Origin of the sequence: Brevibacillus sp. FSL K6-6036, from assembly GCF_037964015.1 — a bacterium.
GTDB classification, from domain to species: domain Bacteria; phylum Bacillota; class Bacilli; order Brevibacillales; family Brevibacillaceae; genus Brevibacillus; species Brevibacillus borstelensis.
The window spans coordinates 2,329,319-2,355,414 of the sequence record NZ_CP150173.1 but is presented as its reverse complement, the minus strand read 5'-3'; the positions used below and the strand labels follow the sequence as shown (position 1 = coordinate 2,355,414).

Annotated in this window: 21 protein-coding genes; all 21 read right to left on the bottom strand. The window is 51.7% G+C overall.

Annotation, left to right across the window (positions count from 1 at the left end; all coding sequences use genetic code 11):
- Position 1: 1 nt before the first annotated feature.
- Positions 2–1,660, bottom strand: a complete 1,659-nt coding sequence (locus NST37_RS11805; protein ID WP_003387009.1) for an AMP-binding protein — start codon at positions 1,658–1,660, stop codon at positions 2–4.
- 120 nt (positions 1,661–1,780) lie between these two features.
- Positions 1,781–2,254: a hypothetical protein gene (locus tag NST37_RS11800; RefSeq protein WP_003387011.1), complete on the bottom strand. Its 474-nt coding sequence runs from the start codon at positions 2,252–2,254 to the stop codon at positions 1,781–1,783.
- Positions 2,255–2,338: 84 nt separating this feature from the next.
- Entirely contained in the window at positions 2,339–2,830 is a 492-nt protein-coding gene (locus NST37_RS11795; RefSeq protein ID WP_003387012.1) for a YajQ family cyclic di-GMP-binding protein, read from the bottom strand.
- 43 nt (positions 2,831–2,873) lie between these two features.
- Complete coding sequence (locus NST37_RS11790; RefSeq protein WP_003387013.1) at positions 2,874–3,662, bottom strand: SDR family oxidoreductase; 789 nt, start codon at positions 3,660–3,662, stop codon at positions 2,874–2,876.
- A gap of 199 nt (positions 3,663–3,861) precedes the next feature.
- Entirely contained in the window at positions 3,862–6,945 is a 3,084-nt protein-coding gene (locus NST37_RS11785; RefSeq protein ID WP_003387014.1) for an efflux RND transporter permease subunit, read from the bottom strand.
- A gap of 2 nt (positions 6,946–6,947) precedes the next feature.
- Positions 6,948–8,171, bottom strand: a complete 1,224-nt coding sequence (locus NST37_RS11780) for an efflux RND transporter periplasmic adaptor subunit (protein WP_003387015.1) — start codon at positions 8,169–8,171, stop codon at positions 6,948–6,950.
- Between the two features lie 276 nt (positions 8,172–8,447).
- A complete protein-coding gene (gene pepF / locus NST37_RS11775; RefSeq protein WP_339186687.1) occupies positions 8,448–10,259 on the bottom strand; it encodes an oligoendopeptidase F in 1,812 nt (603 codons plus the stop codon).
- Between the two features lie 123 nt (positions 10,260–10,382).
- Positions 10,383–11,672, bottom strand: coding sequence for a UDP-glucose/GDP-mannose dehydrogenase family protein (locus NST37_RS11770; RefSeq protein WP_339186685.1), 1,290 nt, complete (start codon positions 11,670–11,672; stop codon positions 10,383–10,385).
- 9 nt (positions 11,673–11,681) lie between these two features.
- Entirely contained in the window at positions 11,682–12,758 is a 1,077-nt protein-coding gene (locus tag NST37_RS11765) for a glycosyltransferase (protein WP_327926306.1), read from the bottom strand.
- Positions 12,759–12,773: 15 nt separating this feature from the next.
- Positions 12,774–13,724, bottom strand: a complete 951-nt coding sequence (locus tag NST37_RS11760) for an NAD-dependent epimerase/dehydratase family protein (protein WP_327926307.1) — start codon at positions 13,722–13,724, stop codon at positions 12,774–12,776.
- Complete coding sequence (locus NST37_RS11755) at positions 13,721–14,545, bottom strand: glycosyltransferase family 2 protein (protein ID WP_003387022.1); 825 nt, start codon at positions 14,543–14,545, stop codon at positions 13,721–13,723. The genes NST37_RS11760 and NST37_RS11755 overlap by 4 nt, the downstream gene beginning before the upstream one ends.
- Positions 14,542–15,588, bottom strand: a complete 1,047-nt coding sequence (locus NST37_RS11750; RefSeq protein ID WP_003387024.1) for a glucose-1-phosphate thymidylyltransferase — start codon at positions 15,586–15,588, stop codon at positions 14,542–14,544. Before NST37_RS11750 ends, NST37_RS11755 begins: the two co-directional genes overlap by 4 nt.
- 125 nt (positions 15,589–15,713) lie before the next feature.
- Complete coding sequence (locus NST37_RS11745; protein ID WP_031933277.1) at positions 15,714–16,892, bottom strand: glycosyltransferase family 4 protein; 1,179 nt, start codon at positions 16,890–16,892, stop codon at positions 15,714–15,716.
- Positions 16,873–17,196 carry a hypothetical protein gene (locus NST37_RS11740; protein WP_024985019.1) on the bottom strand — a complete coding sequence of 108 codons (324 nt, stop codon included), beginning with the start codon at positions 17,194–17,196 and terminating at the stop codon, positions 16,873–16,875. Before NST37_RS11740 ends, NST37_RS11745 begins: the two co-directional genes overlap by 20 nt.
- Before the next feature lie 147 nt (positions 17,197–17,343).
- Positions 17,344–18,039, bottom strand: a complete 696-nt coding sequence (locus tag NST37_RS11735; protein ID WP_003387029.1) for a DnaD domain protein — start codon at positions 18,037–18,039, stop codon at positions 17,344–17,346.
- Between the two features lie 135 nt (positions 18,040–18,174).
- Entirely contained in the window at positions 18,175–19,464 is a 1,290-nt protein-coding gene (gene asnS, locus NST37_RS11730; protein WP_003387030.1) for an asparagine--tRNA ligase, read from the bottom strand.
- 305 nt (positions 19,465–19,769) lie between these two features.
- Entirely contained in the window at positions 19,770–22,568 is a 2,799-nt protein-coding gene (locus NST37_RS11725) for a WIAG-tail domain (protein WP_031933276.1), read from the bottom strand.
- Between the two features lie 111 nt (positions 22,569–22,679).
- Positions 22,680–24,188 carry an AAA family ATPase gene (locus tag NST37_RS11720; protein WP_339186681.1) on the bottom strand — a complete coding sequence of 503 codons (1,509 nt, stop codon included), beginning with the start codon at positions 24,186–24,188 and terminating at the stop codon, positions 22,680–22,682.
- Positions 24,181–24,702 (bottom strand): hypothetical protein, encoded by a 522-nt coding sequence (locus NST37_RS11715; RefSeq protein WP_003387033.1) that lies wholly within the window; start codon positions 24,700–24,702, stop codon positions 24,181–24,183. The genes NST37_RS11720 and NST37_RS11715 overlap by 8 nt, the downstream gene beginning before the upstream one ends.
- 153 nt (positions 24,703–24,855) lie before the next feature.
- Entirely contained in the window at positions 24,856–25,344 is a 489-nt protein-coding gene (locus tag NST37_RS11710) for a DUF5590 domain-containing protein (RefSeq protein WP_003387034.1), read from the bottom strand.
- Positions 25,345–25,370: 26 nt separating this feature from the next.
- Complete coding sequence (locus tag NST37_RS11705) at positions 25,371–26,063, bottom strand: hypothetical protein (RefSeq protein WP_031933274.1); 693 nt, start codon at positions 26,061–26,063, stop codon at positions 25,371–25,373.
- Positions 26,064–26,096: the final 33 nt, after the last annotated feature.

Sequence of the window (26,096 nt, the reverse complement as noted above, 5' to 3'; positions counted from 1 at the left end):
GTCAGGCAGTCTCGATCCCGTCCTCCGTTTCCAGACCGAATGCGGAAATCGCCTGTTCACGCAGCTTATACTTCTGAATCTTGCCTGACGCCGTCATCGGGTATTCCGACACAAACTGGATATAGCGCGGCACCTTGAAACGGGCTATCTTCCCTTCGCAGTAGGCGAGCAGCTCTTCCTCCGTCAATTCTTCTCCCGGCTTCACCTTGATGCAGGCCAACACCTGCTCTCCGTACTTGGCGTCCGGGACCCCGACAACCTGCACATCCAGCACCTTTGGATGTGTGTACAGGAACTCCTCGATTTCCCGCGGGTAGATGTTTTCCCCTCCGCGGATAATCATATCCTTTAACCGGCCCGTGATCCGATAGTATCCGTCTTCATCCACGGTAGCCAAATCTCCCGTATGCAGCCAGCCCTCGTGGTCGATCGCTTTTGCGGTATGCTCGGGCATGTTGTAATACCCCTTCATCACCAAATAGCCCCTCGTGCAAAGCTCTCCCTGCACACCGGGCGGCACAGTTTCTCCGGTGACCGGGTCGATGATTTTGACCTCTACTTCATCATGGGCCCGCCCGACTGTTGTAACGCGACGCTCGATGGAATCATCCGGCCTCGTCTGTGTAATGACCGGCGAAGATTCCGTCTGTCCATAGGCAATCGTAATTTCGCGGATTCCCATTTTCTCTACCACATTTTTCATCACCTCGATGGGACATGGCGAGCCAGCCATGATGCCGGTGCGAAGCGAGCTCAAGTCGCGCCCGGGAAAAGAAGGATGATTCAGTTCGGCGATAAACATCGTCGGAACCCCGTACAACGCCGTACACCGCTCCTGCTCTACGACATCCAGCACGATTTCCGGATCAAACGCGATGACAGGAACCATCGTCGCTCCAGTCGCTACGCTCGCAAGCGTTCCCATCACGCAGCCGAAGCAGTGGAAAAAAGGCACGGGAATGCAGATACGGTCTGTTTCATCCAGCCGCTGGCATTCCGCCACCTTGATCGCATTATTGACAATATTGACGTGAGACAGCATGACGCCCTTCGGAAAACCTGTCGTTCCCGAGGTGTACTGCATATTGATCACGTCATCGGGATGAAGCGACTGCTGGCGGGCTATCCTTTCCTCGTCGGAGGCTTCGGCTCCGAGACTCAGAATATCGCTCCACAGGAACATGCCCGGCTGGCGCTCCTCGCCCAAATAAATGACGTTTCGCAGATGGGGCAGGCGTTCCGACCGCAGCTCCCCTGGCTTGCAGTGATCCAGCTCCGGACATATTTCCTTGATCATTTCCAGATAGCTGGCATCTCGGTACGAATCGATCAAAAGCAAGGTGGTGGCCTCTGATTGATGCAGGAGATACTCCAGCTCGTGCACCCGATAGCTGGTGTTTACCGTCACCAGGACGCCGCCTATTTTCGCCGTCGCAAATTGAGAGATTACCCACTCCGGGACATTCGTCGCCCAGATCGCAATATTCTCCCCTCTGTTGATCCCGAGTGAAAGAAAGCCTCTGGCAGCCTGATTGCAAATCTCCTGAAACTGGGCGTAGGAGTAACGGAGCCCCTTCTCTGGGTAGACGACGGCATCCTTTTGCGGGAACCGTCCTGCCGTCTCATCCAACAGGTCGCCAATCGTGATGGAACGCAGCATTCATAGCCCTCCATTCATTTTTTCTGACTATTCCGCATTATTTTTCATTTGATTCGCTCTCCTCCCAGCTTATTCCTTCTCGGGCGCAAAAAGAAAAGCGTCCCCTGGCGGAACGCTCCCTTATTTGACCTCGAATGTTTTGACTGCTTCGATCTTGTAGGGCAAGTGATTGCTGTAATTCAGCTCTACCCGGAGCTCGTGCGTGCCTTTGGGGAGTTTTTTCAGCAGAAATTCCGGCTGATAAATCATTCCCTTGGCTTCTCCGTTCAGATAGAGATGAGCGTGGCCTTGGCCAAAAACCGCCTGCGGTTCCAGCTCCCCTTTATCATCCACGAATTGGAAGTTCTGCGTCAGGAGCGAAACTTCCGCTGTGTTCCCCTCTACCTGGATATCCAGATTGAGCGATGGTTTTTCTGTACCTGCAGGCTGGGTTATGGGCATAGCAGAAGCAGGGATACCGGGATCTTGCATCCTGTAGGAATCAGAGACATTAAGCGGGTCCTTCACCAACAGTACAATGCCGGCAACCAGTACGATCAGAAATACAATGCCGCCCAAAATAAGGTTTCGCAAACTGACGATAAAGACCTTCATATTCTACTCTCCCTTTCGCAAATGCTTGTCACCACCAATTAGTACATGCATACGCAGAAAGAAAGAGAGATAGAAGCGAAACTTTTAGCGGTAATTGATAAATTGCACCTCGATAGGCAGATCCGCCTTGCGAATCGCAGCGATCACCAGTTGAAGCTCGTCCTTGCTTTTTCCGACGACGCGGACCTGGTCATCCTGAATCTGGGACTTTACCTTTACGCCCGTTTCTTTGATAATGCTGGCGATCTTCTTGGCATTGTCCTTGTCGATGCCCTGCACAAGCTTGACACGCTGTCGAACCGTCCCCCCTGCCGCCGGTTCCATTTTTCCGTACTCGAGATTTTTCACCGGAACATTGCGCTTCACCAGCTTGCCGATGAGAATATCTTTGACCTGGCCGAGCTTGAACTCGTCATCAGAGATGAGAACGATCTCTTCTTTCTCCAAACTGATGCTGCTTTTGCTCCCTTTGAAATCAAAGCGCGTCTCAATCTCTTTCAAAGCGGTATGGATCGCATTCGTCACTTCTGCCAGATCTACTTTGGAAACAATATCGAAAGAGCTCTCTTTACTCATTCGGATTCCCCTTTTTCACAAAATTCCTACTACCAAATGACTATCAAATCGCTTTTACCAAACCTCCGTCTACGAGAAACGCTTGACCCGTCACATAGCTGTTGGCGGGAGAAGCGAGGAACGTTGCCATCCGCGCGAATTCTTCGGGATCGCCGTAGCGTCCCAGCGGGATCATCGCTTCCATGCTCTTTTTTACGTCTTCCGGATCAATCTCAAGTGACTGCGCCCGCAGCTTATCCAGGGAAGCGACACGGTCGGTGGCAATGCGGCCAGGGCCGATCGTATTGATGAGAATACCGTCCGGCCCAAGCTCGGATGCCAAGCTTTTGGCCAAGCCGAGGACTCCCGTGCGAAAGGTGTTGGACAGGATCAAATTCTCCAACGGCTGTTTAAACGACGAGGAGGCGAAATTGACGATCCTGCCGAATTTCTGCTGGCGCATATGCGGCAAAACGGCTCTGATTGCGCGAACAAAGCTGAGCAGGTTCAATTCAAAAGCGGCCTGCCAATGCTCATCAGTCATTTGATCAAACGTGCCTGCTGCAGGGCCGCCTGCGTTGTTGATCAGTATGTCCACCGTTCCAAAGCGGGCGACTGTCTCCTTGACCAGGTGCTCGATGTCCTCCGATTTGGTCACGTCGGCGACGACCGCCAGCGCTTCTTTTCCGGTGGCCTCCCGAATTTCTTCGTATGTAGCGGATAATGCTGCTTCATCCCGCCCGCAAATCGCAACATGGGCGCCTTCAGCGGCAAGACAAAGCGCTGTCGCTTTTCCCAAACCTTTCGTCGAAGCCAAAACAATCGCTGTCTTTCCTTGCAAATGAAGATCCATGAAACCTTTCCCCTCCCAGCTACAATTTGGCATGCTGCCATTTTCTTTCTTCATTCTACAGAAATATCTGACAAACGCCTAGTACAGGAAACGCAGGAACTGTACTTCCGAAAAGAAGAAAAGAAGCGGAACTGTCGCTCCGCTTCTTCACTGTTATTCGTTTCTTTTTTACATCCATTTCTTTTTCACATCCAAGCAGCTAAATGTCCGTCGGCTGTATTTCTGCCTTGGACAGTCGTTTGGCCAAGCGTTTGGCCTCACGAGTCTGCTTGCGAGCCAGGCGCCGCGCTTTCGCGTTCTCGAACAGCGAGTAGAGCACCGGCACCAATACGAGTGTCACGATCGTATGGAAGACCAAACCGGATATGACCGCTGTGGCAAGCGGCGCTTCCAGATCGGAGCCCTCCGCTACTGCCAGCCCCATCGGCAGCATGCCCAGGATGGCAGTCAGCTTGGTCATGATAACGGGACGCACCCTGTCTTTTGTCCCTTGGACGATCGCTTCTCCCAATTCCATTCCCCGCTCGCGAAGCAGATTGATCCGGTCAATGAGCAGGATGGCGTTGGACACTACGATACCGACCAGCATGATCATCCCGATCATGGCCATCTCCCCAAAGACGCGCTGGGTCAGCACGAACCCGAGAATCACACCGACTAAGGCCATCGGAATGGTCAGCATAATAATGAACGGTTGAGACATGCGGCCGAACTGGGCCACCATGATCACGTAAATCAGCGCGATCACACCGAGGAAGACAAAGAGACCTTGGGTCATGGTAGAGCTTTGCTCCTTCAGTTTGCCGGCAATCTCCACTTGATACCCTGCCGGGACGGCAAGCTGCGGAAGCTTTTCGTTGATCTGCCGGCCGACCGTACCCAGGTCGCTGCCCAGCAGCTCCGCGGAGACAGTGACGATCCGCTCGCCTTTTTCATGCGTGATCGTAACCGGCGATTTGCTGTAACGCCATTCTACCAGATCGCCCAAAGGCACCTCTGCGCCTGTTTTGGACGTGATCATGATCTGATTGAGCTGCTCCGGATGCTTTAGCCAGCCCTCCGGCATTTTGGCTACCACATCTACTTCAATGCCATCTGTCGTAATGGTCGTCACCGGCTGATCCCCGATCAACATGCTGATCTGCTGCAGAAGCGAGCGATGATCGACCTGCATCCGGGCCAACGCCTCCTGCTTCGGGAGCAGAGTGACTTTTTCTTTGCCTTCTTTAAAGTCATTGCGGATATTGGAGACGCCTGGTATCGTCGCAAGCATGCCTTCCACTTCGCCTGCGATTTGACGCATTTTCTCCATGTCCTCTCCGGTAATATCGAGCTGTACCGGTGCAGCTCCTCCCTGGCTGCCAAAAGAGGTGGTAATGCTCTCGATTCCCTGAATCGCTTGAAGCCGCTCATTTATCTCCAGCGTCAGCTCGTCTTTCCCTTGCTGTCTCTCTTTTTTTCCTTTCAGCATCAAAAACAGCTCTGCGTTTTCTTTGCTTGCGAAAAAGAAGACATCCTTGACGTCCGGCAGCTCGCGAAGCGTTGTTTCCGCGTCCAGAGCGGCTCTCTGGGTGTTCTCCAGCGTCGAGCCTGTCGGCATGGTGATCGAAGCGAACACCATATTTTCATTTGGATTGATGCCCTGCCCCATCTTCATGAACGGCATCAAGAAAAAGGAACCGACAAACAGGCTCACGGCAAGCATGATCGTCTTGATCCGGTGACGCAGCGCTTTTCTCAACAGATTCGTAAACGCCCGGACAATGAAGTGCTCCTTGCCTTCTCCTTCCAAAGATACCTTCTTGTCGTTCTTGAGGAAACGGTCAGAGAAGACAGGAACAAAGAAGAACGCGGCCAATGTCGAAGCTGTGATTGCAGCCGTAACCGTAAAAGCGATGGCACCTAAAATCGGCTTGAGCCAGCTTTCAAAATCCGCCAGCACGAGCGGCAAAAATACGACAATGATCGTCAGCTGGGAGGTAAACACGGGAGTCATGACCTCGCGAGTCCCTTTTACAATCGCCTGGGTGATGGGCTCCCCTTTTTCCCGAAACTGATAAATGGATTCCAGAACCACGATCGCGGCATCGACGATCAGACCTACGGACAAGCTGAGCGAGAGCAAGCTGATCATATCGATATTGTAGCCGCCTGCCTTCATCGCGATAAAGGTCATCATGGCCGACAAGGGCAGGGTCGTGGCGATCACCAATGTCACCCGCCAATTGCGCAGAAAAACGAGCAAGACCAAAATGGCCAGAGCACCGCCGATGATCACATCACGGCTCAAATTGGTGACAGCGTGATCGATATAGGAGACAGCTTCGATCATCACCTTTAGCTGATACTGCCCGTTTGCTTCGGCGTTGATTTGTTTGACAACCTCTTCCACTTTTGCCTGCGTGGAGATCAAGTCGCTGCCTTCCGCACGTTTGACGCTGAGGTTTACAAACACCTGTCCATCCGTCAAGGCGACGAAGTCCTTTACTTTTCCGCGCATGTCATCGATTATCGCCAATTGGTCCAACGTAACGGTTCCTTTTGGTGTATCGATCGCAAGTTGACTCAATTCCTGAGCTGTCGTGTACGAGTTGTCAATCATTACGACTGTATCGAACCCGGTATTTTCGAGGGTCCCCACCGCTTGCTTCCAGTTGGTTGCCTGGAGCTGGTCAATTACCCCCGACGGAGTGGCGTGATAAGCAGCCAAGCGCTCTGGTCGCAACGTGACCGTAATCTTGTTTTCAAAGCTTCGATCCGATACTTCGACTTCCTTTACCCCGGGAACATCCTCGATCCGATCCTTGATTGATGTTTTTGCCAAACTGAGCATCGCCTTCGGTTCTGCTCCGACCATGGCGTATTCAATCAACATCTCGTCACCCAGGTTGTCTTGCATGACATTTACGGTATCTACGTTTTTAGGAAAATTATTGCGAAGCCTGTTAACGGCGTTTTGAACGTCCTGCTTGACGCGTTCTCCTTCCCCTTCCTCGGCGGTAACCCGGATTGTGACCGAGCCTGTGCCTGTTGTCGAGGAGTATTCTTTCACGCCTGCCATTGACTTGATCTCCTGCTCGACCTTCTTGGTGATCTTTTCCTCCATTTCTTCAGGAGGCAGCGACCCGCCGGATATCCGGACGGAGATCTGCGGCAAATTGGTTTTCGGTACGAGCTCGATATTAAAGCTAAACAAGGCGCCGAGACCGGCAATAGTGATGAGAAAGGTGAACAGATAGACAATCAGCCGTCGTTTCAGCAAAAAGAGAATAATCTTTTCCATGCCTATTCCCCTTTCGCCTCCACTTTTTGCCCTTCTACATAGAACGTGATGCCGGAGCGCAGAAGCTGGTCGCCATCATTGACTCCCGACAGCACCTCGATCCGATCTCCCACCATCTGGCCCGTTTTGACCGGCCGCTTAACGGTCAATCCATTTTCAACAGCCATGACGTAATACTCGGATTGGGAGACCCCGACGCTTTCAAGCGGTACGAGAAAGCCGTTCAGCTTGCGGGGAATTTCAACCGTTGCCACCATTCCGCCCTTCCATTGGCCTTGCGGGTTGGGCACAGTTACCTCGACACGGTATTTTCCCGTCTGTTTGTCAACGACAGGTGATACAAAGCTGATCGTTCCTTCACTTTTTTTGCCGTCCTCTCCCACGACCTGGACTTTCGCGTTTTCCTGGTACTGGCCGATGACGTCGTTCGCGACATCCAGCGTGACTTTCACATCGGACAGGTCGACGATCTGAATCACTTGCTCGCCCGGAGATGCCAGCTCCCCGACTTGCTTGGAAACATCCACAACCATGCCTGCGAACGGAGCGACAATTTTTGTATCATTAAGCGTCTTTTTCGCCCGTTCTACTTGCCCCGCAGCCTGCTTGATGGAGGCATTGGCGACAATCACATCCTCCGGCTCTGCGCCACGCAGGAGCTCTTCCAGAGCGAGCTTGTCGTTCTGCAATTGTATTTGCGCCTGGTCTTTGGCCCGTCGACGATCGTCAAGCTCACTTTGGGAAATGGCTCCTCCGGCGAACAGCTTTTCTCCCAGCAGGACATCCTGGCTGGCTTTGTCAAAATCCTGCTGGGAGCTTTGGACCTGCAGCCGCTGTTTTTGAATGGATTCTTCCGATGCGCCTTTCAGTGTTTTTACCTTGCGGGCATTTGCTTCTTCCACCTGGCCGGCAGCCGCTTCCACTTCTTTCTGGTAATAGCGGGTATCGAGGCTGGCCAGCAACTGGCCTTGCGAAACTTTGCTCCCCTTGCCAACTGGCAGTGAAGAAACGGTTCCTGAAGTGCCGAACTGCAGAATCGCCTCTCTTTTGGCTTCCACCAACCCCGTCGTCGTCAACAGTACGGGATCTGTCGACTTCCTGACTGTAAATACTTCGACTACTTTTGCTTTTGTTTCTTGCTGTGCTGCCGGTTCGGAAGCTCCCGGCCCGCACCCGGCGGTCGTTAGTACAACGATGGCCAGTAGAATGGATGCGCGTCTCTTCACGAAAATTCCTCCAAATCGTAACAATCATTCCCAAGGGTATTGTGCCAGTTTTTCCATCCTTTTCAAAACAGCCAGCGGATGGAACTTCGTCTCCGCCTTGAGACGGAGGGGCTCTGGTATCCTTTCCCCTTCAGTCATTACGAAATAGATACTTGAAAAATTACCTCTTCTCTCCAAAAATGTGTCTGATTTGTGTCGTTTCGCGTTAAGAAATAAAAAAACCAGGGACAATTCCCTGGTTTTACACTCGTTTATCGACTTGCTGCCTAATAGCGGTTATGCTTGGCCGATGAGCTGTTCCATCTCTTCCAGTCTCTTTGCGAACACAGCCAACGCTTCGCGGATCGGTTCCGGAGACGTCATGTCCACGCCAGCTTTCTTCAACAATTCCAGCGGATAGTCGGAGCTTCCGCTTTTGAGGAATTGCAGATAGCGGTCTACAGCGGGCTTGCCCTCCTCAAGAATTTGCTTGGCGAGGGAGGTCGCTGCCGAGAAGCCGGTAGCGTACTTATAGACGTAAAAGTTGCGATAGAAGTGAGGAATTCTCGCCCATTCCAGATCGATTTCCTTGTCAACGATCATATCTGAACCGTGGTAGGCGACATTCAGCTCTCTGTACAATTCGCTCAAGCTGTCTGCGGTAAGCGGTTCTTCCTGCTCTGTCTTGGCATGCACGAGCTTTTCAAATTCGGCAAACATCGTCTGCCGGAACACAGTCCCGCGGAACTGCTCCAGGTAGTAGTTGAGCAAATACATCCGCTGCTGCTTGTCAGTCGTCGTTTCCAGCAGATGGTCCATGAGCAGAGCTTCATTCAGCGTGGAAGCCACCTCTGCGACAAAAATCTTGTAGTCCGAATAGGTGTACGGCTGTTCCTTATGGGAGTAGTAGCTGTGCAGGGCATGCCCCATTTCGTGGGCTAGCGTAAACATGTTGTTGACGTTGTCCTGGTAGTTCATCAGGACGTACGGGTGAGATGTGTACGCACCCCAGGAGTACGCTCCGCTCGTCTTTCCTTCGTTTTCGTAGACATCGACCCAGCCATTTGAAAACCCTTCAGCCAGCACGCTGCCGTACTCATCTCCGAGCGGCTTGAGCGCTTCCTTGATCGTCTCCACGGCTTGCTCGTACGGGATCTTCATATCAACCTCAGGGACAATGGGAACATACAAATCGTACATGTGCAGCTCATCTACCGCCAGCATTTTCTTTCTCAGCGCGATGTAGCGATGCATGAGCGGCAGATGCTCGCGAATCGTAGAAATGAGGTTGTCGTAGACGGACAGATCGACGTTGTCGGCAAACAGGGCCGCGTAAATGGCCGACGGGTACTTGCGCGTGCGGGCGTAAAACACGTCAGCCTTGACTGCGGACGTGAGGGAGGCTGCAATCGTATTGCGATGCTTCCCGTATGTGGCATACAGAGCCTCGAACGCTTCACGGCGGACGCGGCGGTCCTTGCTTTCCATAAACTGCACATAGCGGCCTTTGGTCAGTTCGACTTCTTCCCCGTTTTCATCCGTGATCATCGGAAATTTGATGTCTGCATTGTTCAGCATGCCGTAAATTTTGGAGGGCGCGGAAGCAAGCTCGCTTACATTGGCCATAATCGCCTCTTCTTCAGCCGAAAGCGTATGCGGTTTGAACCGCGTGATTTCCTCCAGAAGAATGCGGTAATGCTCGAGACCTGGCACTTCTTTCAGCCATTTCTCCAGATCTTCTTGCGGAATGCCCAAAATCTCCGGCTGTATGTACGAAATGGCTCCGTATACTTGCGTACTGAGCGTCGTCGCCCGATCCGTCAGCGCCTGGTAGGTGCTGTTCGTATTGTCCTCGTCGCGGCGCATCCGGGCGTAAACGTATACCTGGTCAAGCGTCTTCAGCAGTTCATCCTGGAGGCGCAGCGTTTCGAGCAACTGTTGTCCGGAGCTGCCCAGCTTGCCTTTTTGGGTAGCGATTCTCTCGGCCAGTTGCTTCACTGTTTGCACGTCTTTTTCCCAATCGCTGTCGCTCGCGTACATATCTTCCAAACGCCATTTGAATTCCGCAGGCACCTCATTGCGCTTTGGCAACGTTTTGCTTTTATTCAATATCACTCACTCCTCGCATTCGTTTCGGGTGGCAAAACAATCCATATGTATTATCGTAGCGTATTCTTGCACCGGGTTCAAATCAATATACGAGCAAGAAGCCGACTTTCCATGGAGGCAAAGTCAGCTTCTTCCCACTCCCTGATAGGCAAAACCGTACTGCTTGACAAGCTCCGACGGCCAGGCATTCCTTCCGTCGAATAGCACCGGTTTGGCCATCACGGCTTTTGCTTTTTGCCAATCGAGGTTCACGCATTGCTTCCATTCCGTAGCGAGCAATGCTGCATCTGCACCAGTCAGCGTGGCGTAGATGTCGTCTGCATAGCTGACCTGTGGATACAGCTTTGCCACCGTCTCCATCGAGATCGGGTCATACGCGGAAACGATTGCCCCTTCGTGCAGCAGCTGCTTGATGATAGGGAGTGACCGCGATTCACGGATGTCGTCCGTATCCGGCTTAAAAGACAGCCCCAAAACGGCAACCCGTTTCCCATGCAAGCCGCCCAATTGTTCACGGATAAGCTGAACGCACCATTCCGGCTGTGTGCGGTTTACTTCTCGCACCTGTTCGAGAATGCTCAATTTCACTCCGTTTCTTTTTCCCACTTGCAAGAGGGCTATGGTGTCTTTCGGAAAGCATGATCCGCCATAACCGATCCCGGCTCGCAAAAACTCGGGGCCGATCCGGCTGTCCAGCCCCATCCCGCGTGCGACCGTCTCGATGTCCGTGCCCAATACCGTACTGAGCCGGGCCAATTCGTTCATGAAGGAAATGCGTGTGGCAAGAAACGCATTGGACGCGTACTTGATCAGCTCGGCAGTTCGGCGGGTCGTTTTTACCATAGGGCAAGAATAGCCTTCGTAGAGTTCATCCATCAAGGAAAACGCTGCCGCCGACTCTGCTCCGATCACGATGCGCGACGGGTTCAAGGCATCCTGCAGGGCACTTCCCTCGCGCAAAAACTCCGGATTCGAAATGACGTGGAGCTCCTTGCAATCTCCGAGAAGCTCCGCCACCCGGTCTCCCGTCCCCACCGGTACTGTGCTTTTGATGACGACTCCTCGTCTCACCGGATTGCTGGCGTACACGGCCCTCACATCTTCTACCACGGCAAACAGATACCCGAGATCAGCCGAACCGTCTGCCGATTCAGGGGTCCCCACGCAGATAAACAAAATGTCCGCTTCCTTGGCTTCCCCATTCAATGTAAGGTCAAAGTGAAGATTCCCCTGATCCATCACGGATCGCATGGCCTCTTCCAGCCCCGGCTCATAGATGGGGCAGTGTCGCTGCTTTAATTGCTTTACTTTTTCTTCGTCCACGTCGATTCCGACGACTCGATGACCGTGCAAGGCAAGGGAAACAGCCGTGTTTAATCCGACATAACCCGTTCCAATGACGGCTACATTCATTCCTTCACCTCATCGTTTTTTCAGCACGCTCACATATAAATCTTCCAGCCTGGCGCGCTGTTTTTGAATGTCGTGATTGCTTTCTACCTTGGCTCTGGCCCTTGCGGCAATGGCTGGCCACTCATCCGTTCGGCCCAACACATGCTGAATCATCTTTGCCAAACGGCCGGGGGACTTTTCCGGCACCAGATAACCGGTAACCTCGTGCTCAACCAATTCCGGAATACCGGCATGATAGGTCGAGATGACCGGACGTCCGCTTGCCATCGCTTCCATCAAAACATTGGGAATCCCCTCTTGATTGCCGTTTTTGGCTGTCTTGCATGCGATCACGAAAAGATGGCAGTTCGCCAGCTCCCGCTGGACCTCCCGATGGGGCATCGCGCCGCGAAGCTTGACGCTCCCGCCGAGTTTTCGCTTTTTAATCATCCGCCGCAGCTTTTGTTTCTCTTCGCCGTCTCCGACAATCGTCAGCGTCGCGTTCGGGTATTGACGCACCACACGGGAAAACGCTTTGATCAGCGTATCCATTCCCTTCTTCTCCGTCAGACGGCCGACGCTCAAAAGACGAAAAGCCCCATTTTTTACAGGATGCTGCGGTTGCATCGGGAATTTATTGAAGTCAATGCCGGAGCGAATCAATGTGATCTTGTGTTTCGGACAACCGAGCCGAACGAGACGTTTTTTCATATGGTCGCTGACGACGGTAAAAGCTGTTCCTTTGCGAAACAGCTTTTTTAATTGACGGCGGTAGGAGCTGCTTTCCCTGACGCGCTTCGTTGCATCGAAGCCGTGAAAGGAGGTGATCAACGGCAGCTTTGCCTTGCGGGCATAGGGAAGTATTTCCACTCCAGCCGGACCGAACCTGGCGTGCAAACAGCCGAATTTCTTTTTTTTCAACCACTGGGCAAGTCCCTTGAACCGCTTTTTCACATATACCGGGGAATACGGAAACTGCTTTCGGTTAAAGTGCTTTTGCCGGGCCAATACGGCAGTCTGTACGCGCTTGTGTCCGATCAATTGCTCATAAATAAACGTTTCGCTTTTAGGGAGAAACTTGCGGCGGTAGACTAGTACCCGTTGCATGTCAAACCTCCCGTTTTACCCTTTTAACTGGGCTCGAATATCTTCCAGCTGCAATCGCAATCCCTCTTCCAGTTTCACCTTCGGGTGGTAGCCGAGTTTGGATTGGGCCAATCGGATGTCGGCGCTTGTTCGCCGGGAATCTCCCGCGATCGCAGGCAAATGCACAACAGCCGGTACTGTAGAGGTCAATTGGCCCATCAGCTCCAGCACTTCCATCAGCTTGATTTCCCTGTCCCCGCCAATGTTGTACACGTCGCCTGGTCCAGCGTATTTTTCCGCCAGCAGATTGGCCTCGACCGCATCCGAGACAAATGTAAAATCGCGGCTCTGAAGACCGTCCCCGTAAACGGTTATCGGCTCACCGCGCAGCAATTGCTTGAAAAATCGGTGAAAAGCCATATCCGGCCGCTGTCTCGGGCCGTAGACGGTAAAGTATCGCAGCATGACGACAGGAAGACCGTACGCCTCGACGTAGACACGACAAATCTGCTCCATGGCCGCCTTGGTGACGCCGTAAGGGGAAATCGGATGAATGGGGGATTGCTCATCGGTCATTCCTTCCCGCATCGTTCCGTACACAGAGGACGAGGAGGAAATGATCACCTTTGGAGCAGTCTTTAGACGCGTACAGGCATCGAGCAATTCTTGTGTTGCAAGCAGGTTGTGTGCCAGATAGTCGGAAAATGCCTTCCCCCAACTGGTACGGACGCCGGGAAGAGCAGCCAGATGGAATACCAGATCAACCTCATCCAGCCATTCCTCCCAGCGCTTTTCCGATAGCAGGGCCGAGTGAAACGTAAACAGGGAATGTTGACCGATCAGCGAGAGATTGCGTAATTTACAGGCCACATCATAGTTGTCGATAAAACCGTCGACTCCGACGACACGATGACCCTCCTGCAGCAGGCGCTGAGTCAAATGGGACCCGATAAATCCAGCACAGCCTGTAATGAGCACCTTTCTCATCGCCGCCGTCTCCTCCTTCCCTTTTTCTTTTTCAATCGCTTGATAATCAAGTACCCGTTCTTATAACCGTATACGGCCTTGTACTTGTTGCCCCAGCGTTTCAGATAATACCGGAACGTTTTTCTGCGCAGCTCGTTGCGCTTCCGCTTCATCTTGTTGTCTGTCAACTGGCCTCTGTGTTTGGTCCGATTGTACAGCTTTCGATTAATCCACTTCACCCGATACCGCTCGATCAGGCGGAGGATAATCCTTCTGTCCTCCATGATCCTGCCTTCATACTTGTCGGAAGTATCCCAGCCCCCCACCTTTTGCAGGGCCGAAACGCGGTAACAGCGGGGAGCCACCATCCAATGGTTGTATTTGAGAAATTGATATTTCGTGTTGAACTGCTTGTGTTTGACCAAAAATGGATTGACGTACTTGCCTCTTCTCACCCGCCAGATTTTGACGTTTCCATAGAAGAGTGCGCGCTTGTTCTTCTTGTCGCGCAGGATATGCTTTTTCAAGATCGCAAGGGAGCGTTTCGGAAGCCAGTCATCAGAATCAAGCTGAACCAGAAAAGGCGTATCAACCATTGTCAAAGCCTTGTTCATCACTTTGGAGATGCCCGAGTTCTCTTCCATCCGGTAATATTGAACGTTTGGATTGAACAGATAGCGTTCTACCTTATGTCTTGTTTTGTCTGTCGACGCATCATCCATGATCAGCAGCTTCCAGTCCTTGCACGTCTGCTTCATGACACTGGAAATTGCTTTGCGAATGTATTTGGCGCGATTGTAAGCGGGAATCACTACGGTAAACAACGGAGTTGGATTGGTCATTCACTGTCACCTCCCGTAGAGGGAAGCTGGATGGAGGATTTGTCACTCAAAATAAACATACTGGCTTTTCGATCACTGCTTCCTTTGAAAAAAGACTCGCGTCCGAAGACACTGTCTTTCATTTGCCATGACACATCATGAATAGAGCTGTTTTCCAATAAAATACTGTTCTCGATGTGCGTACAATTCGATATCTGGACACCATCCTGAATGGAAACGTACGGCCCTAGCCGACAGTTCTCGATATGACATCCTTTCCCTATTAAAACCGGACCGACAATCTCGCAATGTTGTACGACGCTGCCCTCTCCGATTGCCAATTTTTCTCCCAACTCCCGGGAAAGCATCCACCGATTCGCCTCCAGCCAACGCTCTATCGTCCCTACGTCGGTGTATTTCCCGTTTGTTGTCGTATGCGCAATGAAAGATCCACGATCGATCATCGTCTGGATCGCATCCGTAATCTCGTACTCTCCGCGAGAAGAAGGGCTCAGCGAGGCGATCGCCTCGAAGATCGGCCTTGTAAATAAGTAAGCACCAATCACTGCGAGATTGCTTTTTGGCACAACAGGTTTTTCCACCACGGAGATAAGACGCCCCTCGTGTACCTCTGCGATCCCGTAGTCCTGCGGCTTTTCTACCTCGCTCAGCATGACGATTCCGTCTGCACGATTGTCCTGGAATCTGCGAACGAGATTGTGCAAGGAATCCATAAGCAAGTTATCGCCTAACAAAAGGATAAACGGTTCGTCTTGGAGGAATGGCTGTGAAATATTCACTGCATGAGCAATCCCAAGCGGCGATTCCTGCTCGATATAGGTAATGGTAGCCCCAAATTGACTACCATCGCCTACGTATCCTGAAATCTGCACTTGGGAAGGGTGAATGACGATTCCGATGTCACGGACACCCACTTCAATCAGCTTGCGAATGCAGTAGAATAGAACCGGTTGATTAGCCACAGGGAGGAGGGTTTTTGGTTGCGAATAGGAAAATGGATGGAGTCTCGTGCCACGTCCGGCGCATAAGATTAACCCTTTCACAAAAATCACTCCCCAGTTGTGCTTCTAGCGATACTTATAAGGTATGCGTCCCGCCGTATCTGGACAGGGCAGAAGTCCACAACCGGGGCAGAAAGGGCGACCACCCAGTCTGATTCGCGCCCGATTTATCCGACCTTTTTGTATGCTGCTGCGACTCTTGCGCGTTTGTCAGCCCCCTTTTCAAAAGCCTGTAAATAGCCTTGGGCTGTGGCGTACCAAGAAAATTGCTTCGCCCGGACCAATGCGCGTTTTCCCATCTGATTTCGCAGGTGAGGAATGCTCCACAGCTCATCCCAAATCCTGGGCAGTTCCTTTTCCCATTCCTTGGGAGAGATCACGTAACCCGAGTCCTCGTGTGTGACGACCTCCCCGATCCCGCCTCTCGGTGTCGTAATCACCGGCTTTCCGGATGCCATCGCTTCCAGGTTGACCCGGCAAAACGGCTCTTGCCAGACGGAAGGCGTTGCCACAATATCGCCGATCTGGTAGTACAGGGGCATCTCCTGGCTCGGGATAAAGTTCACAAATTTCACCCGGTCGCCCAGTGGTTTCGCCAGCTGGTGCAAATACCGGACATACGGGTTCATTCGATTGCTTCCATAGCCAGTTCCTCCCACGATGATGAGCTTGGCCTTTGGATCCTGTTCGCACACCTTCCGGAATGCCTTGAGCAGGACGTGGACGCCTTTTGCCCTCATCAGCCTGCCTGCGTAGAACATGATCCGATCATCATGTCTGAGTCCCAGCTTCCGCCGCAAATTTCTTACTCCGAAATTGATTTTTGCTAGCTGATAAGGCGTCACGTCTACCCCCAGGTGAACCGCATGGACTTTGTCTGGGGGGATACGATGCTTTTCTATAAAATGCTGACGCAGATATTCACTGTTGGTGATAAACCCATCTGCGAGCCGTACGATTTGTCTCATTTTCTCCGGACTGATAAACCATTTGGCGGCGTATACGTGAGAGTGCATATTCACATAGATCGGAACTGATGGAAATTTTCTCCGCAAAGCAGGCACGAAATTGGGGCGATTCTCCACCAGGATCACGTCGGGACTTCGTCTTTTCAAATCGCCGATGATTCGCTTGAGATAAGGGCCGGGACCCTTATAAGGAAAACGGATAATGTCTCTCCCCTCTTCAAAGCTCGAACGAGGGTAGGTCGGGCACGTTCGCGTGTAGATGGTCACTTGATGCTCCGGCCCAAACATCTTGCTCACTTCATCGATATCATGCTCTACTGAGCTGCCCTTGACCGGCGGCACAGAGAAGGGGCCGGGACTAATGATGGCGATTTTCATTTCGCTCCCGCTCCCACTCCTGTTTTAAAGAAAGAACGACCTGGTACAGGTACTCTCGCTCGCGCTTCTGCTCTTCCTGCAGCACCTTAAACCGTTCTTCCCAGCGTGACACCGCTTCTTTGAGAGCCGCAAGCTCTTTTTGAATTTCTTCCGCCCTCTCTTTCCACAGCGCTTCCGCGGCGTCCCGTTGGTCTCCCAGTTTTTTCAATTGAACGCGTTCAACAGCTTCATCCACCACGAATTCGCCAGAAAACACTCCCGGCATAATCCAATGTGTGGTCTCACCTTTTTTTCGCTTTTCCATGCTTCATGACCTCCAGACCAATCCGACATCAAGATTCGCTTGACCAAGTCAATCATTCCGACAGCTTTCGCTCTTTTTATGGTATGAACAAGATCCCAAATAGGTACATGTACAGGGGAAAAGAAAAAAACGCTGCGAGGGATTTCCTCACAGCGGCTGACGCTGATCGCTTATAGGCGTATGGCGCCTGAAACGGAGACTATAGTGCCTTGCTTCTTCGACGCTTGTTATCTTTTGCTTTTGCCATTCCAAAAGAATTCGGTCGATATAGCGGATGTGCAGCTTGCCGACCGTAGCTGCCTCCCGCAATGCTGTCAGAATCAGTTCATCCGAATAACCGTCCTGATTGGTCCAGATGTGGATCGTCTCCAGCTCAAACGGCGATAGCGGACGGCCAAACGCCTGTTCAAAGCGGGTGTACAATCCCGTCTGCTCGCCTTCCAATGTACTGGCCATTTCGGCAAAAGGCTCTACCACCGGGTCAATCATCCGGGATACGCTGCGCTGCTCCCGCCAGCTTTGATAAAGCTTGCGATACAAGGGAGTCAGATTGTACAGCTCATGACGCATCCCTGTCTCGGGATCGATGTATTCGTCAATGCTGATCCATTCTTCCTTCAAAAGCTTTTGCAATGTCTGGATCAGTCTGGTTGATGACATCGACATCCGATCCTCCAGCTCCTGAATCGTCGGAAAGCGATTTCCCTCTTGCTGAAAGGATAACAAATGGATAATGAGAATCATTTCTTCATCAGAGAGCGATGTTTGCTTGTACATTTTTAAAAGGAGGTTGGAAATCGATGTGGCTCCTTCTTGCAAAATCTGTAATAGTTGTGATTCCATGAGACATTTTCACCTCATCGCCATGATTGCATGCTGGCGTGCTGTTCGCGTTGGTTTGAAGAACGTAAATACCCTGCCGCCCTCCGGCAGCAGGGTGTAAGATACTGAGCGTGTAACCGCCAAAAAAGCAGCGGGTTACGGGTAGAGGCGATAAAGCATGCGCGGGAACGGAATCGTTTCGCGGACGTGGTCCAAACCGCAAATCCAGGCGATTGTGCGCTCCAGTCCCAAACCAAATCCGGAGTGAGGCACAGTCCCGTATTTGCGCAGATCGAGATACCATTTATACGCTTCTTCAGACAGTTCATGTTCTTTGAACCGCTCTTCCAAAAGGACAGGATCGTCAATACGCTGGCTTCCGCCAATGATTTCCCCATATCCCTCCGGTGCGATCAGATCGGCACAGAGGACAACCTCTGGTCTGTTCGGATCTGGCTTCATATAGAACGCCTTGATTTCTGTCGGGTAGTGGGTAATAAATACCGGTTTGTCAAAATGCTCGGCAATCGCCGTCTCGTCAGGAGCGCCGAAATCATCGCCCCATTTGATCTCGCTTCCTTTTTCCTGAAGCAGTTTGATCGCGTCATCATAAGAAATCCGCGGGAACGGTCCGACGACATTTTGCAGCTTGGTCGTGTCGCGCTCCAGTGTTTTCAGCTCGCGCTGGCAGTTTTTCAAAACAGACTGTACGACATGAGACACAAACTCTTCTTGAATGCGCAGGTTTTCTTCGTGATCGACGAAGGCCATCTCGGGCTCGATCATCCAAAACTCGATCAGGTGACGGCGCGTTTTGGATTTTTCCGCACGGAAGGTCGGACCAAAGGAGTATACCCGTCCCAGAGCCATCGCAGCAGCTTCCATGTACAACTGGCCGGATTGGGAAAGATAGGCGTCCTCGTCAAAATACTTCGTATGGAAGAGGTTTGTCGTCCCCTCCGCAGAGGTAGGAGTCAAAATCGGCGGATCTACTTTGTAAAAGCCGTTTTGGTGAAAATATTCGTTTACCGCACGAATCACTTCGGAACGGATCGACATAACCGCTCTCTGGCGAGGGCTTCTCAGCCACAGGTGGCGGTGGTCCATCAGGAAGTCAACCCCGTGCTCCTTCAGCGAAATCGGGTAATCGTGGGAGATTTGAATAATTTCAATGCCGGTCACGGTCAATTCATAGCCGCTCGGCGCACGGTCATCTGCCCGAACGATGCCGTTTATGTACAAAGAGCTCTCCTGTGTCAATTGCGATGCTGCTTCCCATACGTCTTCCGATACTTCTGCTTTGACGACTACCCCTTGAATGAATCCGGAGCCGTCGCGCAGCTGCAAAAATTGTATTTTTCCACTGCTGCGCTTGTTAAAAAGCCAACAGCCCAATCGTACTTCTTGTCCCACATGCTGCCCCAACTGGGCAATGGTCGTCATCATCGGCTTGTTTCCCTCCATTTGCCATTGCAACACAAAATCCATACTACTTGATATCGAATCAATTATACTATTCAGCGTAGTTGAATTCAATGAGAGTCTGCGCCCGTTAGTTTACCATAATATTTTTATGACAACTTTATAGCCCTTCATCAAAGCAAAACCGGACTCCATTATACAAAATAAAAGGCCCTGCTCCGCCGGGAGCCTGGCCTTTGCCTGTATATCTGTCCGACACTCCTATTCGTCAACAGCCACGCAAAGAGTTGACGGTCTGTTGCCCACACTCTGAATGGCTGCGCTTCGATTTAGTCTTCGTAATCCTCATCAATCTCTTCGCTAATGGTTAATTCCTCCCGATTGCGGCCCTTGTTCCGATGTCTTTGCGCTGCCCTCCTGGACTCGATGGCATCCTCATCTGCAAATTCCTGATCAGCGTCCCCGTTTGACTCATGCTCGCCATCATCATGCACATACAGGACGGCATTCTCTTCCTCGTCCTTATCTTCTGCACTTAACTCTTCCTGTGCGATCTCGCCATCCTCTTCGAGTGCTTCGAGCAGATCATTCTCCTCCAGCTCCTGCTCGAAATATTCCCTCATCTCACCGGTGATGGTGCCACCTTTTTCTCCGACTGCAATCCACTGAATCACTCCTTTTTCCTCTTGTCCGGAGCGATTTCGAAACACAGTGACTACTGCAGAAGTCCGATTGCCGTATTTAAAGGAAACATGGCAGCCCATCCGGTTTGTCATTGCCACCAGACAATAGTCGGCATTTGCGAACGGAGCGTCGAGCCGTATCGTTACGTCAACTGACTTTTTGCTGGCAGGGATCCGGAAGGAAAGGAACCCGAATTGCTGCAAAGTGACCCCTTGCGGCCTGCTGGTCTCCACCGGAACAAACGCCAGTTTATCCATTGTAACCGTGCCGTCCGCCAGATGGTTAGCCGTGATCGCTCCGTCGACGATATGTTCGCCTGCCACGCTTTCGGTCTTCAGATGTTTGGCGCCTACACTTCTTTCCATCAACTGCTCGCTGCCGATAGAATTATCCAGGAGGTGTTCTGCTCTGATCGCTCCTGGCGTAATTTTGTCCCTCGTGATCGACCGATCCTCGATGTGATCAGTCGAGATCGCAAACAGGCTGATCTTTTCTCCGGTTACGCTGCGTATCGCTATTTTCGAAGTAACGACTGCTTCCTCGCCAAGCTTCTCTGTCGTAATGGAAAGCGGTTTTAGATGCTGCGAGTCGACGGCTTTGTTGGCAATGTGAATGCCATGTACGCTCCCTGGAGCCAGATGGTCGGACGTAATGGCGCCAGCGATGAGATGCTCTCCGCTCAGGGTGTTTTTCTCCACATGGCCACCTGTTACCGACTGCAGCTCAAGCCTGGTGCCGTCCACGCTGCGAGCAACCAGTTTTTCCCGCGTTACACTGCTGGGTGCAAGCTTTTCAGACGTGACTGCTTGATTTTGCAAGTGCTCGGTTTGAACGGCGTTATTCGTCAGATGCCTTGACTGTATAGCTTTGTCGGCCAGCTTCTCCTCTGTAACGATATTTCGGGAGAGATGTCTTGCTTTGACCGATTCGCTGGCCAGTTTCGCGGAGGTGATGGCGCCGTCAGCCAGTTTGGTCGTCGTTATGCTCAGCTCCGTCACTTTGTCGGTCGACACGGATTCTGCCGCAAGCTTGGAGGTCGTAATGACGTGGTCGGCCAAATTATGCGTTTGCACAATATTGTCCTTCAAATGAATATTGCTGACAACCCGTTCACCCAAATGGGTGGCATCGATCACGCCCTTCGCCAGTTTATCCTTGGTGATCGAACCGTCAGCCAAATGCTTTGCATCGATCGTTCCCTCGTTTATGTGGTGGCTGTTCACGGAACGCGGGGCCAACTTGTCGGCATTCACTGCCTTGTCAGCAAGCTTTGCGGTCGTGACCTGGGCATCGCCTATTTTCTTATGTGTGACACTGTTGTCCTGGAGATGGGCCGTTTGAATGACGGATGGTTGCAAATGAACACTGGCTACCGACTCTTTAGCCAGTTTGGTTGAGGTCACGCTGTTCTCATCAAGGTGTTCGGTTGTGATGGCATAAGGTGCCACTTTTTGGCCCGTAACCGACTCTGGCGACAAGTGCTGTGATTGGACACTGAAGGAAGCCAGATGTTGGTCCTGGATGCTGCCCGGCATGATATTGCTGGCGTCAACGGCTCTGTCATTCAAATGTTCGTGCTGGATCGCACCGCGTTTGATATGGTGCGACTCAATGGCATCCTCGTCGATTTTGCTGCCGGTGACTGCTCCATCGCGAATTTTTTCATTGCTGACAGCGTTGTCTTCCAATTTGACAGAGTTGATAATGTAGTTGGCCAAATTTCCTTTTTGGATGGTACCCATCTTGATTTTCTCTGCGGTAATCGCTTGATCCTGGATGAGCTCTGTCGTGATGGCCTGCTCCTGGATGTGCTTCGTCTGAATGGAACTTTCAGCAAATTTGATTGCGTCAATCGTCTTGTCGGCAAGCTTCTCAGACGTAATGCTGTTGTTTTGCAGCTTGTCGCCCGAAATGGAACGGTCCTGGAGCATGTCGCCACCGATCACATTCTTGCCGATATGTGTGGATTGGATTGCTTCAGGTGCAATCTTGTTCGACGTTACTGCCCTGTCTGCCAGCTTGGAACTGTCCACAGCGTAATCTTTCAGCAAATTGTTGTCGATCGTTCCCGGTTTGATTTTGGAAGCGTCAACTGCCCGATTGGCGATTTTTTCGGTAGTGACAGCCTGGTCGGTCAAATCATCCGTATAGACCACCGAATTGTTCGTCTCATCCCGACGTTCCTTGAGGACTTTGGAAAAAGTCGTCTGGTTTGAATTGACTTGCTGTTTCGGGATTTTTTGCAGAGGCGGATTGACACTGACAGGCTCCTTTTTCACGCTTGATACAGTAAATGACTCTTGTCCCCCGCTGGCCAACTGCCGGTCTGACTCCAAATCCTCGAGCCAGTCCACGTCAATATCGTTGTGCAGCAAAGGGAGTTCCAGCCTATCTGACCTTTTCCCCAACGGTTTGCTTACTTTTCGACGGTTCACCTTCGCCATGGTATATTCTTCCCTCCTGAAATCGTCCATGTCCTTCTGTAGGATATTCACCAGACCGCTCATTGGGCACCGTCAATATAAAATAATGCAAAGAAAAAAAAGAAGCCGGCGTTATACCGCCAGCTCCTTTTCAGGGGTGGATACAGAGGCAAGCAAGCTGCGAAAAGCATCGCCATGCAAAACCTCCGCTTGAAGCAATGTATGAAGACCCTCTTGAAAAACAGAGTCGTACTTGTTTAACAGCGTGCGGGTTTTCTCCAGAAGGTCTTCGAGTATGCGCTCCACCTCGTCGTGAACCCGTTCCTTGGCCACGTACTGCAGGTGAACGATGCCCAATCCGGACATGCCGCTCTGCACGATCTCCTGTGCCATATTCAGCGCCTGCTCGAAGTCGTTCTTGGAGCCTGTGCTGCGGCCGCCGTAGTAGATTTCCTCAGCCACGGCCCCGCCCAAGCATACCATAATCTGCTTTTCCAAGGCTTCCTTCGTGTACAAGTACCGGTCTTCCATCGGATTTTGCCGGACGTATCCCAATGCTTTGCCGCGAGGGCTAAGCGTCACCTGGGAGACTGAACCGGGACGTACGGTTTCACTTACGATAGCATGGCCCAATTCGTGCAAAGCCACACGCTTTTTCTCTTCAGCCGAAGCTTCCCGGTCTACTTTTTCTCCCATCATGACTTTGTCTACGGCAAAGGCAAAATGACGCGCTTCAATTTGCGGGCTTTTCTCGCGCATTGCGTAAATGGCTGCTTCATTGGCTACGCTTTCAAGCTGGGCACCTGAAAAGCCAAATGTCTCCTGAGCGACTTGCTCCAGGGAAACATCGGGTGCGAGCGGTTTATTGGCCGTATGAATCACCAAGATTTGCTCCCGCGCCGTCTTGTCAGGCAAATCGACACTGATATGACGGTCGAAGCGTCCCGGACGCAGCAGCGCCGAGTCCAGCATGTCCTTCCGGTTCGTTGCCGCAATCATCAAGATGCGCGGTTTTTCGCTCGTTCCAATGCCATCCATCTCGGTCAACAGCTGGTTCAGCGTCTGATCGTACTCTCGCTGCTGTCCGTCACGCTTTCCGCCGATCACATCGATCTCGTCGATGAAAATGATGCCGCTGTCCTGACCGTTCTTTTCAGCCAATGCCTTGACTTCCTTGAACAGATCACGGACACGCTGGGCTCCGACACCCACGTACATCTCCACAAATTGGGAACCGGACGCTGCGACAAAAGCGGAATTCGTGTAGTTTGCCGCCGCCTTCGCCATCAGTGTCTTCCCTGTCCCCGGCGGTCCTGTTAACAGCACGCCTTTCAATGGACGGATGCCGTACTGGGCGATTTGATCCTTGTGCTTCAAAAAATCAAGTGCTTCCTTCAGTTCGTTTTTGGCTCTTTCCTGGCCCCCGATCTCCGCAAACTGAACATTCGACTTGGGAACCACATTTTTCGTTTGCTTGCCTTTGCCACCGAACGATACATTTCCTTGGCTTTGTCGGACGACCAAAAAATAAAGGGCGAGCAGAACGACACCAAAGACGAGAAGGGGCGTTACATTGATGCCTAAAAACCAGAGAAACACCAGTATGGCCGGTATTGCTCCGCAGACGATTTCCTTACCCACGAACTGCCACCTCGCTTCCGGACGAACGAGGGACGATCGCGTAATAGTCGTCTGCCCCTCGCTTCAGGTATACGTATACATGCTCTGCATCCATCTGCGCCATCGCTTGGTCCAATTGATAAGCTGTTTTCCATTCGCCCACCAATTGCGGAATCCGGCTGTACTGATGCAAATCAACGGCTTCCGTGAACGAAAACAAGCCGTTCATCCATACCTTTTCCAGCTCTTTTGACTGGTTGCCAAGAGTGACCTGAATCTCTTTGCCCCCTGCCATTTCTTTTGCTTGCTGCATCAGCTTGCGATATTCCTGCGGGAACAGCTCCGGATGCGTTACATTCAAATCTATTTGGATGTGATCTTTTCCCACGTGTAGATGAGCCAGCTCTGCCGACTGCAATTGTCCGATCTGGGTGCGGATAGGCTCTTCGACCTCTATTTTCTGATATAAAAACCAACCGCCGAACAATAGCAGCAGGGTCGCCAGCAGTGAGAGTCCGATTGCCCCTTTGCGCATTTGCACAGTTTTCCCCCCAAACTATCTCAGAATGCTATGGTCTATCAACTTTTTCTCTTTTTGTCAACGGTTTTAGTATATCATACTGATATATTATTTTTTGCTTACAGTTGTTGGATGGAAATGAAAAAAGCCCTTCCGAAAATGGAAGGGCTATCTGACTATTTTGGGAGAAACGACGTAAGAGGTAAGCAGGGCACCTGTAAACAGATCGTAGTGCAAATAATGAAAACGGCCCTGTTGGTCCTGCAACGTTACTTCCCAAAAGCGATTCTTTTCGTCAATACCCGGAACGATATGGCGAATCGCTCCATCTGGAAATCCTTTTTTAACGGCCGCTTCCACGCTTTCACGGGTAACGGCTTTTTCCAGAGAATCAAATGCGACTGTTTCGGCCGTCAACCAGACCACCACAGGGGTGCCCGCCTGGTTTTTTCCCAGCACTACCGCATAGGATTGATTCCCGCGATACTCGTCTATGGAATCGATCTGCGCGACTGTTGTCCGCTCCTGGACCCATTGCCGTACCTGGGCCTCAAAATCATCCTGCTTCCCCACAACGGTTGCGCCCAGATGATAGGCCGAGCCCAGAACGAGCACAAGAATAACGGCGATTACTCCTGCAACGATTTTTACATACACCGGTAAAACTCCTTTATCCCCTTACATTACAACCGAAAGCGAAGCTGATCCTGCTTGAGTCCCGCAGCTGTCTCCATTTGCAAATAGATCTCCAATTGCCGCAATTCACTTGTCGGTCCATCGTACCATAATTGGTACTCGACTGCAATCTGATTGGCCAGACGCTGAGTCATATCCTTGATCGGAAAGGATGGTCCGAGCCACATGGACAACAGATCGGTCACCTCTGTAGAAGGCACGCTGAGACGATAGCCTTGCCAGCCCTGACCGGAACCATCTGCGACCGGAAGCGGCGCAACCCGCTCCAGCTTGCTTTTCAAGATAGCCGCATGCTGCTGGGGCGTATATAGCGAGTATGGCAAAGCCTGGTGGTCTTGAATTTCTCCGTCAATCGTGACATTGACCTGTTCCGCTTCTTTTTGCAGTTCAAAGCGATGTCCGGCTATTTCCCCGGCCAGCTGAAAATTTTCACCCTTGTACTTTCCGCTCAGAACGTAATCCTTTACGAAAACGGAGAATGGCCGCTCCGTATCTTTGGTTACCTGATCCAGCAAACTGGCAACGATCGCCCGGTCTGCCTCTTCTCGCTGTGTCGTCGAGATTACATGCGCTTCTTTTATATCCAGACGATTGTGAAGTTCTCCAAGCAAGGTGCCCAAGGCAAACAGGACGAGAAATAATGACGGAAGCCACCAGAGCTGTTTGGGCTTAATATACAAGTCCGTTCACCCCTGTCCCTTTTTCCTTATGCG

What these genes read in the sequence shown, in the direction of transcription:
- NST37_RS11805 (WP_003387009.1), bottom strand. Translation starts at nt 1,660, where the DNA reads ATGCTGCGTTCCATCACGATTGGCGACCTGTTGGATGAGACGGCAGGA.
- NST37_RS11745 (WP_031933277.1), bottom strand. Translation starts at nt 16,892, where the DNA reads ATGAAAATCGCCATCATTAGTCCCGGCCCCTTCTCTGTGCCGCCGGTC.
- NST37_RS11715 (WP_003387033.1), bottom strand. Translation starts at nt 24,702, where the DNA reads ATGCGCAAAGGGGCAATCGGACTCTCACTGCTGGCGACCCTGCTGCTA.
- NST37_RS11725 (WP_031933276.1), bottom strand. Translation starts at nt 22,568, where the DNA reads ATGGCGAAGGTGAACCGTCGAAAAGTAAGCAAACCGTTGGGGAAAAGG.
- NST37_RS11735 (WP_003387029.1), bottom strand. Translation starts at nt 18,039, where the DNA reads ATGGAATCACAACTATTACAGATTTTGCAAGAAGGAGCCACATCGATT.
- NST37_RS11755 (WP_003387022.1), bottom strand. Translation starts at nt 14,545, where the DNA reads ATGACCAATCCAACTCCGTTGTTTACCGTAGTGATTCCCGCTTACAAT.
- asnS (WP_003387030.1), bottom strand. Translation starts at nt 19,464, where the DNA reads ATGATGACGACCATTGCCCAGTTGGGGCAGCATGTGGGACAAGAAGTA.
- NST37_RS11760 (WP_327926307.1), bottom strand. Translation starts at nt 13,724, where the DNA reads ATGAGAAAGGTGCTCATTACAGGCTGTGCTGGATTTATCGGGTCCCAT.
- NST37_RS11785 (WP_003387014.1), bottom strand. Translation starts at nt 6,945, where the DNA reads ATGGAAAAGATTATTCTCTTTTTGCTGAAACGACGGCTGATTGTCTAT.
- NST37_RS11800 (WP_003387011.1), bottom strand. Translation starts at nt 2,254, where the DNA reads ATGAAGGTCTTTATCGTCAGTTTGCGAAACCTTATTTTGGGCGGCATT.
- NST37_RS11795 (WP_003387012.1), bottom strand. Translation starts at nt 2,830, where the DNA reads ATGAGTAAAGAGAGCTCTTTCGATATTGTTTCCAAAGTAGATCTGGCA.
- NST37_RS11790 (WP_003387013.1), bottom strand. Translation starts at nt 3,662, where the DNA reads ATGGATCTTCATTTGCAAGGAAAGACAGCGATTGTTTTGGCTTCGACG.
- NST37_RS11740 (WP_024985019.1), bottom strand. Translation starts at nt 17,196, where the DNA reads ATGGAAAAGCGAAAAAAAGGTGAGACCACACATTGGATTATGCCGGGA.
- NST37_RS11765 (WP_327926306.1), bottom strand. Translation starts at nt 12,758, where the DNA reads ATGCAACGGGTACTAGTCTACCGCCGCAAGTTTCTCCCTAAAAGCGAA.
- NST37_RS11770 (WP_339186685.1), bottom strand. Translation starts at nt 11,672, where the DNA reads ATGAATGTAGCCGTCATTGGAACGGGTTATGTCGGATTAAACACGGCT.